12 protein-coding genes are annotated in these 14,931 nt (G+C 70.5%); 9 read left to right on the top strand and 3 right to left on the bottom strand.

The annotated features are described in order from the left end of the window. The 4 genes from AB0I51_RS45180 to AB0I51_RS45195 all read left to right on the top strand — a co-directional run. Nucleotides 1-561: alpha-glucosidase C-terminal domain-containing protein (locus tag AB0I51_RS45180; RefSeq protein ID WP_362984813.1), on the top strand; the 561-nt coding region annotated here is incomplete at its 5' end. A 28-nt stretch (nucleotides 562-589) separates the two neighbouring features. Beyond that, entirely contained in the window at nucleotides 590-1,975 is a 1,386-nt protein-coding gene (locus tag AB0I51_RS45185; RefSeq protein ID WP_362984815.1) for a maltokinase, read from the top strand. Between the two features lie 5 nt (nucleotides 1,976-1,980). Then, nucleotides 1,981-4,176: a 1,4-alpha-glucan branching enzyme gene (gene glgB, locus AB0I51_RS45190; RefSeq protein WP_362984817.1), complete on the top strand. Its 2,196-nt coding sequence runs from the start codon at nucleotides 1,981-1,983 to the stop codon at nucleotides 4,174-4,176. 350 nt (nucleotides 4,177-4,526) lie between these two features. Then, the gene (locus tag AB0I51_RS45195; RefSeq protein ID WP_362984819.1) at nucleotides 4,527-6,443 is read left to right on the top strand and encodes an AMP-dependent synthetase/ligase; all 1,917 of its coding nucleotides are present in this window, start codon (nucleotides 4,527-4,529) and stop codon (nucleotides 6,441-6,443) included. Nucleotides 6,444-6,459: 16 nt separating this feature from the next. On the opposite strand, the gene AB0I51_RS45200 is transcribed toward AB0I51_RS45195, so the two are convergent. Further along, entirely contained in the window at nucleotides 6,460-7,284 is an 825-nt protein-coding gene (locus AB0I51_RS45200) for a methyltransferase domain-containing protein (RefSeq protein ID WP_362984821.1), read from the bottom strand. Between the two features lie 251 nt (nucleotides 7,285-7,535). Here AB0I51_RS45200 and AB0I51_RS45205 point away from each other — a divergent pair, with 251 nt between their 5' ends. The 4 genes from AB0I51_RS45205 to AB0I51_RS45220 all read left to right on the top strand — a co-directional run bounded on the left by AB0I51_RS45205 (nucleotide 7,536) and on the right by AB0I51_RS45220 (nucleotide 12,118). After that, on the top strand, nucleotides 7,536-8,912 hold the full coding sequence (locus AB0I51_RS45205) for an NAD(P)/FAD-dependent oxidoreductase (protein ID WP_362984823.1): 1,377 nt from the start codon (nucleotides 7,536-7,538) through the stop codon (nucleotides 8,910-8,912). Nucleotides 8,913-8,992: 80 nt separating this feature from the next. Further along, nucleotides 8,993-11,209, top strand: coding sequence for an FUSC family protein (locus AB0I51_RS45210; RefSeq protein WP_362984859.1), 2,217 nt, complete (start codon nucleotides 8,993-8,995; stop codon nucleotides 11,207-11,209). 28 nt (nucleotides 11,210-11,237) lie between these two features. Continuing rightward, nucleotides 11,238-11,417, top strand: a complete 180-nt coding sequence (locus AB0I51_RS45215) for a hypothetical protein (protein ID WP_362984825.1) — start codon at nucleotides 11,238-11,240, stop codon at nucleotides 11,415-11,417. A gap of 251 nt (nucleotides 11,418-11,668) precedes the next feature. Continuing rightward, nucleotides 11,669-12,118, top strand: a complete 450-nt coding sequence (locus AB0I51_RS45220) for a cyclic nucleotide-binding domain-containing protein (protein WP_362984827.1) — start codon at nucleotides 11,669-11,671, stop codon at nucleotides 12,116-12,118. A gap of 8 nt (nucleotides 12,119-12,126) precedes the next feature. Here the strand turns inward: AB0I51_RS45220 and AB0I51_RS45225 are convergent, their stop codons facing one another. Next, on the bottom strand, nucleotides 12,127-13,437 hold the full coding sequence (locus tag AB0I51_RS45225) for an MFS transporter (RefSeq protein ID WP_362984829.1): 1,311 nt from the start codon (nucleotides 13,435-13,437) through the stop codon (nucleotides 12,127-12,129). Nucleotides 13,438-13,517: 80 nt separating this feature from the next. Beyond that, on the bottom strand, nucleotides 13,518-14,129 hold the full coding sequence (locus AB0I51_RS45230) for a LysE family transporter (RefSeq protein ID WP_362984831.1): 612 nt from the start codon (nucleotides 14,127-14,129) through the stop codon (nucleotides 13,518-13,520). A gap of 197 nt (nucleotides 14,130-14,326) precedes the next feature. Here AB0I51_RS45230 and AB0I51_RS45235 point away from each other — a divergent pair, with 197 nt between their 5' ends. After that, nucleotides 14,327-14,926 carry a DinB family protein gene (locus tag AB0I51_RS45235; RefSeq protein ID WP_362984833.1) on the top strand — a complete coding sequence of 200 codons (600 nt, stop codon included), beginning with the start codon at nucleotides 14,327-14,329 and terminating at the stop codon, nucleotides 14,924-14,926. Nucleotides 14,927-14,931 lie beyond the last annotated feature (5 nt).

The following is a 14,931-nucleotide window of genomic DNA, read 5'->3' on the forward strand; positions in this document are numbered from 1 at the left end:
GGCTCGCCGATCCTCTACTACGGCGACGAGATCGGCATGGGCGACAACATCTGGCTCGGCGACCGCGACGCCGTCCGCACCCCGATGCAGTGGACGCCCGACCGCAACGCGGGCTTCTCCTCCTGCGATCCGGGGCGCCTCTTCCTGCCGACGATCATGGACCCCGTCTACGGCTACCAGGTCACCAACGTCGAGGCGTCGATGTCGTCGCCCTCCTCGCTGCTCCACTGGACCCGCCGCATGATCGAGATCCGCAAGCAGAACCCGGCGTTCGGCCTCGGCTCCTACACGGAGCTCCAGTCGTCGAACCCGGCGGTGATCGCGTTCCTGCGCGAGTACGAGGACGACCTCGTGCTCTGTGTGCACAACTTCTCGCGGTTCGCGCAGCCGACCATGCTGGATCTGCGGGAGTTCGACGGCCGGCATCCCGTGGAACTGATCGGCGGGGTGCGTTTCCCCGCGATCGGTGAACTGCCGTATCTGCTGACGCTCGCGGGACACGGCTTCTACTGGTTCCGGCTCTCGCGAGCCGCTTCCCGCCGCAACGGCCGACGACTTTGAGGATGTGCCCGCGAAAGGACGCGTCACCATGCCGAAGACCGCACCCCTCCGACTGAGCACTCCCACCGTCGACCGGCCGCCGACCACACTCGCCGGGCTGCTGCGTGAATGGCTGCCCGGGCAGCGCTGGTTCGCCGGCAAGGACCGGCCGGTGGCCGACCTCGGCGTGCTCTCCACCACGGAACTGTTCCCGGGCTGTCTCCATCTGCTGGTGCACGCCTCCCACACGGGAGTTCCCGCACCGGGCGGCACTCCCCCGCCCGGCGACTGCTACCAACTCCTGCTCGGCGTACAGGAACACGTCTCGCCGCGGCTCGCGCGGGCCTTCATCGGCCGCGTGCACGAAGGTCCGTTGGCCGGTTTCGCGGTGTACGACGCCCTGCAGGACCCGCGGTCGGCGGAACTGCTGCTGGACCGGTTGCGGCATCCCGGTACGGCGGGTCCCCTGCGCTTCGAGGCGGACCCGTCCGTGTCCGTGCCCGCCGGACTCGCGCCCCGGCTGCTGGACGCCGAGCAGTCCAACTCCTCGCTGGTGTACGGCGACCGGTTCATCCTGAAGGTGTTCCGGCGCATCCAGCCCGGCGTCAACCCGGACCTGGAACTGCCGGGGGCGCTGGCCGCACAGGGCTGCACTCGGGTCCCCGCGCCAGTGGCGTGGTTCCGGACGGCCGAGCCGCGGGCCGCGACGCTCGGTGTGCTCCAGCCGTTCCTGCCGGACGCCTCCGACGGCTGGGCGCTGGCGCTGCGCGCACTCGCCGCCGGTGACGAATTCACCACCGAGGCACATGAGTTGGGACAGGCCACGGCCGATGTCCATCTCGCGCTGGCCGCGGCTTTTCCGTCCGGCGGCGAGCCCGTCGCCGAGATCGACCGTACGGAGACGGTGACGGGGACAGCGACTGCGATGATCGAGCGTCTGGAAGCGGCCGCGCACTCCGTTCCCGCGCTGCGGCCGTTCGTGCCGGGGCTGCGGACCGCGTTCGGCGCGCTGGTGGGCCGTGACGCCGGGCCGCCCGCCCAGCGCATCCACGGCGATCTGCATCTCGGGCAGGTGCTGCAGGCCGGTCACGACTGGTTCGTCATCGACTTCGAGGGCGAGCCGTCCAAGCCGCTGGCCGAGCGGCGCAGCGCGCAGTCCCCGGTGCGGGACATCGCCGGCATGCTGCGTTCCTTCGACTACGCGGCCCGGCAGCGCCGTCCCTGGCGTCCCGAGTGGGCGCGCCGCTGCCGGGAGGCCTATTGTGCGGGCTACGCGGCGCGGGCCGGCTGGGACCCCCGCACCAAGCACGCCCTGCTGCGCGCCTACGAGACGGATCGCGCGGTCTACGAAGTGCTGTACGAGGCCAGACACCGCCCGGACTGGCTTCCCGTACCCATGGCGGCGATCGAGCGACTCGCCGTCCGAGGAGGCTGAACTCCGTGGCCCTGCGCGACACTTCACCTTCGGAGGCGGGCGGTCCCGCCGTGTCCCCTCCCCTGGACCCGGCCGACCGCGAACGCCTGCTGTCGGGCGCCCATCACGACCCGCACGCGCTGCTCGGCGCTCGCCCGCTTCCGGGTGGGATCGGCTTCCGGGTGCTGCGGCCGTACGCGCATGCCGTGAGTGTCGTGGCCGACGGCATGCGCAACCCGCTCGTCTCGGAAGGGGGCGGCCTCTTCTCCGGTGTGCTGCCGCTCGACGCGATCCCGGCCTACACGCTGCTGGTGTCGTACGCGGAGGGCGACGAGCACGAGGTGGACGATCCGTACCGCTTCCTTCCCGCACTCGGCGATCTCGACCTGCACCTGATCAGGGAGGGGCGCCACGAGGAGTTGTGGAAGGCGCTCGGCGCGGAGCCGATGACGCACGAGGGAGTGGCCGGCACCCGCTTCTCCGTGTGGGCGCCGAATGCCCGAGGGGTGCGTGTCGTCGGGGACTTCAGCTCCTGGGACGGGACGGCCTTCCCGATGCGGTCGCTCGGTTCGTCGGGGGTGTGGGAGCTGTTCCTTCCGGGGGTGGGCGAGGGCGCGCGCTACAAGTTCGAGATCACCTCCCGGTACGGTGACCGTTTCCTCAAGGCGGACCCGATGGCCCGCCGTACGGAGGTGCCGCCCGCCACGGCGTCCATCGTGACGGCCTCGCACCACGAGTGGGACGACGCGGAGTGGCTCGCCCGCAGGACGGAAACACCGGTCCACGAGGCGCCGTTCTCCGTGTACGAGGTGCATCTGGCGTCCTGGCGTCAGGGCCTGACGTACCGCCAGCTCGCCGAACAACTCCCCGCGTACGTCAACGATCTGGGCTTCACCCACGTCGAGTTCATGCCGGTGACGGAGCATCCCTTCGGCGGTTCCTGGGGCTACCAGGTCACCGGCTTCTACGCCCCGACCGCGCGTCTCGGCACCCCCGACGACTTCAAGTCCCTGGTCGACGCACTCCACCGGGCCGGCATCGGCGTGATCATGGACTGGGTGCCGGCACACTTCCCCAAGGACGACTGGGCGTTGGCCCGGTTCGACGGGGAGCCGCTGTACGAGCCCGGGGACACGCGGCGGGCCGAGCATCCGGACTGGGGGACGTACGAATTCGACCTCGGGCGGACCGAGGTGCGCAACTTCCTGGTGGCGAACGCCGTCTACTGGTGCCAGGAGTTCCACATCGACGGCCTGCGCGTGGACGCGGTCGCCTCGATGCTCTACCTCGACTACTCGCGCGACTCGGGCCAGTGGACCCCGAACGTCCATGGCGGGCGCGACGACCTGGATGCCGTCGCCTTCCTCCAGGAGATGAACGCGACCGTGTACCGCCGGGTGCCGGGTGTCGTGACGATCGCCGAGGAGTCCACCGCCTGGGACGGCGTGACCCGCCCCACCGACACCGGGGGCCTCGGCTTCGGGCTAAAGTGGAACATGGGCTGGATGCACGACTCGCTCGGCTACATGACGCACGAGCCCGTCCACCGCAAGTTCCATCACCACGAGATGACCTTCTCGATGGTGTACGCGTACAGCGAGAACTACGTGCTGCCCATCTCGCACGACGAAGTCGTCCACGGCAAGCGCTCGTTGGTGTCGAAGATGCCCGGCGACTGGTGGCAGCAGCGGGCCGACCACCGGGCGTATCTGGGGTTCATGTGGGCTCATCCCGGCAAGCAACTCCTCTTCATGGGCCAGGAGTTCGCCCAGGGCGCCGAGTGGTCCGAATCCCACGGCCCCGACTGGTGGCTCCTAGACCCGGCCTACGACGCCGAGCCCGACCACCGGGGCGTCCAGAACCTCGTCCGCGACCTCAACACCCTCTACCGCCGCACACCCGCTCTCTGGCAGCTCGACACACAGCCCGTCGGCTTCCGCTGGGTGCTGGGCGACGCCGCGGAGGACAACGTCTTCGCGTTCCTGAGGTTCGACGCCGAGGGCACTCCGCTTCTCTCCGTCAGCAACTTCTCCCCCGTCGTGCGCCACGACTACCGTCTCGGGGTCCCGGACGACATCCCGGCCTGGCGCGAGGTGCTCAACAGCGACTCCGCCGCCTACGGAGGCAGCGATGTCACCAACCCCGACCCGGTCAAACCGGAGGACGGCCACCTCCGGCTCACCCTCCCGCCACTGGCGACGGTGTGGCTGACACCGGCGTGACATGCTGCGGGTCGTCACGCAGGAGGTGCGGGGCGCAGGGCGGGTGCTGAACGATGTGTCGTTCGAGGTCGGGGCGGGGCAGGACAGCTCACGGTGATCGCGGGCAGCGGCGGCGCGGGCAGGACGGTGCTGCCGCAGACCCTTGCGGGACTCCGGAGCCCGACCGCTGCGGGATACCGAGGACGTCCTCGTACATCCGCTTTGTCAGGTCGGTTCCACTCAACCACCGAACTCCGCAAGGGCACTTCCCTGTTCCCCTCACCAATCGGTCACACCTGGGCTACATTCGAGCACCGTCGATAACAGCAATGATCGGCAGAGTCACGCCCCGTACAACCCAGGAGCAGCGCATGCGCGACTTCGCCGTCGCTCCACCCCCCACCTCCACCCTGTCCACTCTGACCGGCGGCCTCGCCGACAGCATCTTCGAGACCGCCGCCGTCAACCCCACCCTTCCGCTGATCGCGCGCCGGCCCGACCCCTCCTCCACGGTGTGGGAGGAAGTGACGGCCGTCGAACTGCGGGACGAAGTCGTCGACGTGGCCAAGGGGTTGATCGCCTCGGGGATCTCGCCGGGCAGCCGGGTCGCGATCATGGCCCGCACCCGTTACGAGTGGACGGTCCTCAGCCACGCCCTGTGGGCCGTCGGCGCCGAGGTGGTGCCCGTCCATCCGACGTCCTCGCGCGAGCAGGTCGAGTGGATACTGCGGGACGCCAACTGTGTGGCCGTGGTGGTGGAGGACGAGCAGGGCATCATGACGGTCGGCACGGTGTGTGCCGCGCTGCCGCTGCTGCGGCACGTCTGGCAGCTGGACTCCGGGGCGCTGCCCCAACTCGTGGAGCGGGGCACGTACATCCCGCAGACCACGGTGGACTCGCTGCGCCGGATCGTGATGCCGGACTCGACCGCGGTCGTCGCCTACACCTCGGGCACCTCGGGCCGCCCCATGGGGTGCGCGCTGAGCCACCGCAGCCTGGCCAGCCCCTGCGACACGCTGCTCGCGGGCTGGCCGAACACGGCGGCGCCCCAGGGGGAACAGCCGGCCGTGCTGGCCTTCCTGCCCTTCTCCCATGTGTACGGCCTGATGATCCAGGGCCTGTGCACGCGCGGCGGCTGGCTGATGGCCCACGAGCCGGAGATGACCGAGGCCGCGCTGGTGTCGGGGCTGCGTTCCTTCCGGCCCACCTATCTCTACGCCGTGCCGTCGGTCTTCGAGAAGATCTACAAGAACATGTTGCGGACGGCCCAGCAGCTGGGCCGCGGCGCGCTGTTCGAGCGGGCCGCGGCGACCGCGCGGGAGTTCGCGGCGGCCCAGGAGCGGCTGAGACTCGGCCGGGGCTCGGGCCCCGGTCTCGATCTGCGGTTGCAGCACGCCGTGTTCGAGCGGACGGTGTACCGCAAGCTGCGCGCGGGCCTGGGCGGCCGGGTGGTCGGCGGCACCTCGGGCGGCTCTCCCCTGAACCGTGAGCTGTCCCTGTTCTACGCGGGCATCGGCATCATGGTGCACGACGGCTACGGGCTCACGGAGACCGCGGGCGGGATCACCATGCAGCCGGCGGGGCGGGAGAAGATCGGCACCGTGGGGCAGGCGCTGCCCGGCACCGAGATCCGGGTCGCGGAGGACGGCGAGATCCTGGTGCACGGTCCCTCGGTGTTCCAGGGCTACATCAACGACGAGCGGGCGACCCGGGCGACGATGCACGCGGGCTGGCTGGCGACCGGTGACATCGGGCGGCTGGACACCGAGGGGTATCTGACGATCACCGGCCGCAAGAAGGACATCATCATCACCAGCAGCGGCAAGAGCGTGGCACCGGCCGCCCTGGAGAACCGGCTGCGTATGCATCCCCTGATCCATCAGGCGGTGGTGGTCGGCGACGACCGTCCCTGTGTGGGGGCGCTGCTCACTCTGGACCCCGAGTTCGTGGCGCACTGGCAGGCCGGTCTCGCGATGCAGAGCGACGCGCGGGGCCGGGAGGCGCGTGAGGAGAACGCGCTGCGGGAGGAGATCACGCGGGCCGTGGCAGCAGCCAACAGCCCGGTGGGGCGCGCCGAGTCGATCCGGGTGTTCCGGGTGCTCCCGCAGCCGTTCGACGTCGCCGGCGGGCTGCTGACGCCGTCGATGAAGCTGCGCAGGGACGCGATCGTGCGGCACTACGCGTTCGAGATCGACGCGATGTACCAGGCCCGCGCGCGTGCCCCGCGACTGCCGACGGTGGAGGAGCAGGTCTCGGGGTGGGAGGACGCGGACAACGTGTTCCGGTGAGGTCACCGGGCGGAGGTCACTCCGGGCGGTGGGCGACGACCGCGAACATCGTCACGGACATGTGCAGCGCGCCCTGCTCGGCGGCCTCGGTGAGGTCGGCGTAGGCGCGGTCGCGCTGGGCCTCGGTGAGTGCGCCGCGGCGCACCGCGGACTCGCCGAGCATGCGGATCAGCGGCCAGACGACCGACCGGTGGTCCTGGAGCAGCGCCTGCGAGCCGCGGTCGTCGACGGCGAAGCCGGCCGCGCTGAGCTGTCCGACGAGCCGGCGTCCCGCGTAGGGGTTGGCGGCGCCGGTGAGGGCGCCCGAGGTGAGCGCGGCCATGATCTCCGGGTCGCCGGGGTGCAGGATCGTGGTCGCCCAGTCGGTGTCGAGGAGGGCCACACGTCCGCCGGGACGCAGCACACGGGCCATCTCGGCGACGGCCTTGTCCGGTTCGGCGAGGTGCTGGAGCACCCGTTCGCACCAGACGACGTCCACGGAGGCGTCGGGCACGGGCAGGGACAGCGCGTCGCCGTCCGTGAAGCGGGCCGGGTTGCCGGCCTCGGCGGCGCGTTCCTCGGCGACGGCCCGCAGCCCGGGGTTGGGCTCGACACCGAGCGCCGACCCCGTCGGGCCGACCGCCGCGGCGAGTTCACGAGTCGTCGAGCCGGTGCCGGACCCGATGTCGAGGGCGCTCTCGCCGTCACGCGGGGCGAGCGCCTCGTGTGCCCAGGCCCGCAGCCGTCGTACGCCGGGATTGGTCTCCTGTATGTCGAGCGCGGCCACCAGCCGTGGCACGCCGCCGGGATCGATGTTCTGGGTGCGGAAGCCGGACCCCGGCTCGGGCTGAGTGTGCGACATGGCGTGCACTCTACGGTCCGGAGCAGTCGCCCAAGAGCGGGTCGAGGCCGGTTCACGTACGCCATTTGTTCATGCGCCCGGGGCGTACGCCGGGCGTCGGCGGGGCATGCTGGTGCCCACGCGTTCGTCTGCCTGCCGCGCTCAGCTGGCGGAACGGCTCCCGGCACGGTGGGATCGATGTTGGTGTGCGAAGCAGCGATCCAGGGGCAGGCGTACGGCGTCGAGGCATACCGCCTGGAGCCGCAGAAGGGATGAACACCGTGACACGACCGAGGATCCTGGTGGTTGGCGCAGGCTTCGCAGGAGTGGAGTGCGTTCGCCGCCTGGAACGGAAACTGAACACCGACGAGGCGGACGTCGCCCTGGTGACGCCGTTCTCCTACCAGCTCTATCTTCCCCTGCTGCCCCAGGTCGCCTCCGGCGTCCTGACCCCGCAGTCGATCGCCGTCTCGCTGCGCCGCAGCAAGAAGTACCGCACCCGGATCATCCCGGGCGGCGCCATCGGTGTGGACCTCAAGGCCAAGGTCTGTGTGATCCGCACGATCAACGACGAGATCGTCAACGAGCCCTACGACTACATCGTGCTGTCCCCCGGCAGCATCACGCGCACCTTCGACATCCCCGGGCTGACGGATAACGCCTTCGGGATGAAGACCCTCGCCGAGGCCGCCTACATCCGCGACCACGTGATCACCCAGCTGGACCTCGCGGACGCGAGCGACGACCCGGCGGAGAGGGCCTCGCGGCTGCAGTTCGTGGTGGTGGGCGGCGGATACGCCGGCACCGAGACGGCCGCCTGTCTGCAGAAGCTGACGCACGCCGCGGTCAAGCGCTACCCGCGGATCGACCCGGGTCTGATCAAGTGGCATCTCATCGACATCGCGCCGAAGCTGATGCCCGAGCTCGGCGACAAGCTCGGCAAGAGCGCGCAGGAGATCCTGACCAAGCGGGGTATCGACATCTCCCTGGGTGTCTCCATCGCCAAGGCCGGGCCGGAGGAGGTCACCTTCACGGACGGGCGCGTGGTGCCGACCAGGACCCTGATCTGGACGGCCGGGGTGGTCGCCAGCCCGCTGATCGCCACGCTCGGCGCGGAAACGATTCGGGGGCGGCTCGCGGTCACCGCCGACATGAACCTCCCCGGACACGACGGGGTGTTCGCGCTCGGCGACGCCGGCGCGGTACCGGACGAGGCCAAGGGCGGAAAGGGCGCGATCTGCCCGCCGACCGCGCAGCACGCGATGCGCCAGGGCAAGGTGGTCGCCGACAACGTGATCGCGACCCTGCGCAACCAGCCGCTGAAGCCGTACGTCCACAAGGACCTCGGGCTGGTCGTGGACCTCGGCGGCACGGACGCGGTGTCCAAACCGCTGGGTATCGAACTGCGCGGCCTGCCCGCCCAGTTCGCCGCCCGCGGCTATCACTGGGCGGCACTGCGCACCAACGTCGCCAAGGTCCGCGTCGCGACGAACTGGACGCTCAACGCGCTGGCCGGCGACGACTTCGTGCGCACCGGCTTCCAGGCCCGCAAACCGGCCACGCTGAAGGACTTCGAGTACACCGACTCGTATCTCTCGCCGGAGCAGGTGCGGGACCAGGTCGAAAGGTCCGGGGCCCAGGAGCCGTAGCATCGGTGGTACGGATCTTGAGATGAACCCGGGGAGAGTACGGCGGCGTGAGGGCAGCGGGACGGGCGGCGTGGGCACGGATGCGGTATCGCGTCGCGGCGTCCGATCCCGGACTGCTGCGGCTGACGGCCGGGCTGCGGACGGTGGCCTCGATCGCGCTCACGCTCACCGTGCTCTCCCTGCTGCACGCCTCGGTGCCGCATCTGGTGGCCGGAGCGATGTCGGCGATGGTCTCCACGTTCGCGATCCGCGAGAAGCAGCGCGCGCGGCAGGCGGTGACGCTCGCGCTCGGCCTGCCGGTGGCGCTGGCCTCGGTGTCGCTGAGCGCGCTGCTGAACTCGCGGGTGGTCGCCGGTGACGTCTTCTTCGTCCTGCTGATCTTCGGCGCGGTCTACAGCCGCCGCTTCGGCGACCGCGGCACCGCGCTCGGTCTGATCGGCTTCCAGATCTACTTCCTGTCCCTGTTCGTCGGCGTGACCGTCTCCGCGCTGCCTCGGCTGTACGGCGTGATCGGCGTGGCCTTCGTGTGCAGCGCGCTGGTGCGGTTCGCGCTGGTGCCGGAGACGCCCACGGGAACGCTGGACCGGCTGCGGCGGGCGTTCCGGGCGCGGTTCGCCCAACTGGTCGCCGCGCAGCTCGCGTTGCTCGACGCCGGTCCCGACGACATGGAGAAGGCCCTCGACGACGTGCGGGAAGGGACCGCGCGGCTGCACGAGACGGCGCTGCTGATCCAGGGGCGGCTGGAGGACGGGACCTCCGACGAGGCGGTGGCGCGGCTGGTGCAGCGGCGTATCGCCGACGCGGAGATCGCCGCCGAGCGGCTGGGGCTCCTGCTGCTGACCGCGCGCAGTGCCGAGCGGGGGCACACCCTGACCCTGCATCTGCCGGGCGCGCCCGTCCCGTCGGCCGACCGGCTGCCGGTGCGGGACGGGACGACCGACACGCTGCGCCACGAGCTGGAGGCGCTGCGCCTGCTGGTCCTGCGGCCCGTGGGCGCGGACTCGGGCACCGGGCTGGCCCATGTGCGCAACCGGCTGCTGGGCTATCGCGAGGAGGAGAACCTGCCGCCCGCCCCGGACGCCGTGCAGGACGTGTTCCGGGGCATCGGTGAGGCCGCGCGTGCCGTGCTGGGGCTGCGGATCGCCGTGGACGGGCCGCAGGACGAGTCCGAGGACACGCCCGCGACGACCCGCTCGCGCGAGGAGCTGGACGCGGAGGACGTCGCCATCGCGGGCAGCGAGGAGGCCGAGCGGGAGGACGCGGAGCGCACCGGGCTGCGGCGGCCGACGACCCGAGCTGCCGTGCAGGTGGCGGTGGGGTCGTCGCTGGCGATCATCGGCGGCGAGTTCCTGTCCAGCCAGCGCTGGTACTGGGCGGTGCTGACCTGCTGGATCGTGTTCCTCAACACCTCGTCCACGGGCGAGATCCTGGTCAAGGGCTACCGGCGGCTGCTCGGCACGGTCCTGGGCGTCGTGGCCGGTATCGGTCTGGCGGGGCTGGTCGGACACCACACATGGACGGCGTTCGCGCTGGTCCTGCTGTTCATCTTCGCGATGTTCTACACGGCACCGCTGTCGTACACCCTGATGTCCTTCTTCGTCACCGCGATGCTGGGGCTGCTCTACACGCTGCTGCACACCTACAGCGCGTCGGTGCTGGTGCTGCGGGTCGAGGAGACGGCGCTGGGCGCGGCCTGCGGGGTGGTCGCGGCGGCTCTGGTGCTGCCGGTGCACACGGACCGCCGTACGAACGAACTGCTCGGGACGGTGCTGGCGCGGCTCACGGACGTCACCGAGGCCGCCGTCGACCAGCTCAGCGGTGGAGTCCCGACCGAACTCCTCGACAAGGCAAGGGACTTGGATCAGGCGCTGGCCGACCTGAGCGCCTCCACACAGCCGCTGACGCACCCGATCACGCCGTTGCGGGCGCGCCGGGACACGGCCCGGTACGTGGTGGCGCTGCTTGAGACCTGCGCCTATCACGCGCGGTATCTGGCGGCGACCGCCGAGCTGCTGCCGACGCATCCGTCGATCGCGGCCGATCCCCGGCTGCGGGAGGCGGGGCGCCGGATCGTGCACAACATCGGGGTGATCGGTGCGCATGTGGCCGACGGGGACGCTGTCGGTCTGATCGAGACCGGGCCGAGCATCGCGTCCCTGCTGCGGCCCGGCACCCCCGGGACCCCGCGCTACGGCCGGGTCACCGACCGCGTGCTGCGGCATCTGCAGCGCCTCGACGAGGCCGTGGTCGGCCTGGCCCGCCCGCTCGGCGTGCCGATTCCGGCGCCCGCGAAGTGAAGTCCGCGCGCCGGGGTAGGCGTCAGGCATGACTGATGTCGTGGACTCGGACGAACTGTTGCGGCGCATCCAGCGGGCCCGGGCCTTCGCCGCCCAGGAGGCGCGGGCGTGGTCGGAACGGGGCGACGCCGTGCGGGAGGTGGCCTATGAGGCCGTTCTACGGGTTCTGGACGAGATCGTGGCACCGGGCCGGCGTCCCGCGAAGTGAAACCGGTCACGCGACCGGTTCAGCTGGGTACGAAATGCCCGCTGATGGTTTACGGTTCATTCATACGTGGTCACGGAGTCGACCGTACCGTCCTCCGCCGCCACCGCTTAACGGCCCTGGCTGGTCTCCCCCGTCCAGCCAGGGCTTTTTCATGCCCCGATTCCGTCCCCCGAGGTGCCCGGGACGTCGACAGCGGCTGAAATGGGCGTAGGGAGAATTCCGGAACCGCTGCCGGCGAGGAGCCCCGTGCCATGACCAAAGCGATAAAACTGCTGACCGCCCTGCCCCAGGCCCAGCGCGAACGGCTGATGGAGCTCGCGCAGGAGGTGTCGTTCGCCGAGGACTCCAGGATCTTCGAGGCGGGCGGCACGGCCGACCGTTTCTGGGTGATCCGCTCCGGCGCGGTCTCTCTCGACCAGCGGGTGACACCCCAGCAGCGGGTCACGGTGGGCACTCTCGGGGCCGGCGACCTGCTCGGCTGGTCGTGGCTGTTCCCGCCCTACCAGTGGGACTTCGGCGCGGAGGCGTTCAGCGCGGTGCGGGCCTACGAGTTCGACGCGGCGGCCGTTCTCGCCCTGTGCGTGGAGGATCCGCTGCTCGGGCTCTCCCTGGTGCGGATCGTCGCGGAGATCCTGGCGCACCGGCTGGAACTGACCCGGGGCAAGCTGATGGAGCACTACACGCTCCACCGGCCGGTCTGAGGGCACCCTCAGATGCGGTAGCGGCGCAGCGCCGGGACCGTGAAGGCCAGGGTCAGCATGATGACCACGACCAGGATGCCGCCGCCGGCCACCGCCGTACGGGGACCGAAGACCGAGCCGGCCGTGCCGTGCAGGACGTCGGCCAGGCGGGGTCCACCCGCGACGACCACGGTGAAGACGCCCTGCATACGGCCGCGCATCTCGTCCGTGGCGGCGGACAGCAGGATCGCCCCGCGGAACACCATGGAGACCATGTCGGCGACCCCGGCGGCGGCCAGGAACACCACGCCGATCCACAGATTGCTGCTCAGCCCGAACCCGGTGATGGCCACACCCCAGGCGACGACCGCGCCGATCACCATCCAGCCGTGCCGCCGCGCCCGCGAGAACGTGCCCGAGAACAGCCCGCCGACCACCGCCCCGATCGGGATGGCCGCGAACAGCAGGCCGAGCGCGAGACCCTCGCCGTATGGCGCGTAGGTCTGGGCGGCGAGCTGCGGGAACAGGGCGCGCGGCATGCCGAAGACCATCGCGATGATGTCGGCGAGGAAGGACAGCAGCAGCACCTTGTGCAGCGAGATGTAGCGGAAGCCCGCGACGACCTCGCGCCAGCCCGCGCGGCGCGGGGTCGCGGAGTCCAGGGGCGGCAGCGAGGGCAGCCGGACGACCGCCCACAGGGTGACGCACAGGGCCAGCGCGTCGATGAGGTACAGCTCGGGCAGGCCGATGACCGGGATGAGGGCGCCCGCGAGGAGCGGTCCGACGACCTGGCCGGTCTGCATCACGGTCGAGCCGAGGGCGTTGGCGGCGGCCAGCTGCCCGGCGGGGACCAGACGGGCGATGGAGGCGTTGCGGGCGGGCGCGTTGAGGCCCCAGAAGGCCTGCTGCATCGCAAGCAGCAGCATCAGCGCGGCCACCGATTCGAGCCCGCCGACAGCCTGGAGCCAGAACAGCACCGACGTGACCGCTATGCCGCTGTTGGTGATCAGGAGCAGTTTGCGGCGGTCCATGCTGTCGGCGATCGCCCCGCCCCACAGCGCGAACACGATGAGCGGCAGCAGGCCGGCCATGCTGGCGGCGCCGACCCACGCCGAGGAGCCGGTGATGTCGTAGATCTGCTTGGGCACGGCGACGGCGGTGAGCTGGCTGCCGACGGCCGTGACGACGGTCGAGGACCACAGGCGGCGGTAGGCGGGGATGCGCAGCGGGCGGGTGTCCATCGCCCAGCGGCGCCAGCCGCGCCGGGGTCCGGTCGCGGGTTCCGCTTCCTTCTCGGCCTCGGGTTCGGTACCGCTGTCGGTGCTCTCGCTGGTGTCCACTGGCTTCCTGGTTGCTCGCTACATCTAATCGACCAGGGTTCACTATCGCAGCACCTGCTGTGGCTGCCGAATCCGTGATCTCATGTTCCGGCGACGAGAGTTGCGCCGAGGCCGATCATCATGGCGGCGACCAGACCGTCGAGCACCCGCCAGGCCGAGGGCTTGGCGAGGAAGCGGCTGAGCACACGGGCGCCGAAGCCGAGCGCGGTGAACCAGCACACGCTGGCGCACACGGCGCCGAGTCCGAAGGTCCAGCGCAGCGGGCCGCGGTCGGCGGCGATCGAGCCGAGCAGGAAGACGGTGTCCAGGTAGACGTGCGGGTTGAGCCAGGTCATCGCGAGACAGGTGAGGACGGCCCGGCGGCGCGAGCCGGTCGCCCCGCCCTCGGCGTGCAGGGCCGCGGGCCGGAAGATCCGGCGGGCGGCGAGGACGCCGTAGACGAGCAGGAACGCGCCTCCGATCAGGCCGACCGCCTTGAGCGCGCCCGGCCAGGCGACCACGACCGCGCCGACCCCGCCCACGCCGAGCGCGATGAGGAGGGCGTCGGACAGGGCGCAGATGCCGACGACGGCGAGGACCGCCTCGCGGCGGATGCCCTGGCGCAGGACGAAGGCGTTCTGGGCGCCGATGGCGACGATGAGCGAGAGGCCGGTGCCGAATCCCGCGGCGGCGGCGGACAGAGCGTTGGTCACGTTCCCTGTCAAGTTCTTCTGTTCAGTGTCACTGCAGGCTGGACGAGAGCCGGGAGATTACCGAACGCCGCTTGGAACCGAGTGACAGTCAACTCGCCCAAGGCGGTGTCTCGGGTGTCGCAAAGCAGGCCTTGAAGCAGCGTTCTGTGTTGTCCCGTAGAGCCTGGTTGTCAGTGCTGAGTGGAAGACTGCCCGGCATGATCGAACCGAATCCGAAAGCGGACCTTCTCCGATACCTGCAAGAGGCGCGCGATGCCTTGTTGTGGAAGCTCGACGGGCTCTCGGAATACGACGTCCGTCGCCCGCTGACTCCCACGGGCACGAACCTGTTGGGGCTGGTCAAACATGTCGCCAGCATGGAGCTGGGGTACTTCGGCGACACGTTCGGGCGGCCGTTCTTCCACGAAGAGCCGCCGGCCTGGTGGTATACGGAGGACGTAGAACCCGAATCGGATATGTGGGCCTCTGCAGACGAGTCTCGCGAAGAGATCGTGGGGCTGTATCACCAGGCGTGGGGGCACTCCAACAACACGATCGGGACGCTGACGCTTGACGCGATCGGTCACGTCCCGTGGTGGCCGGAGGAACGCCGAGAGGTGACACTGCACCACATCCTGGTACGCATGGTCTCCGAAACCCAGCGGCATGCCGGCCACGCCGACATCGTGCGGGAGCTCATCGACGGATCCGTCGGGTATTTGCAGGGCAAAGACAACATGCCACCAGGCGATCAGGCATGGCGGGAGGACCACCGGCGCAGACTGGAGCGCGTGGCGCGGGAGGTCGGTAACAGCTGATCTCG

Origin of the sequence: Streptomyces sp. NPDC050549 (assembly GCF_040655035.1) — a bacterium.
Lineage (GTDB): Bacteria > Actinomycetota > Actinomycetes > Streptomycetales > Streptomycetaceae > Streptomyces.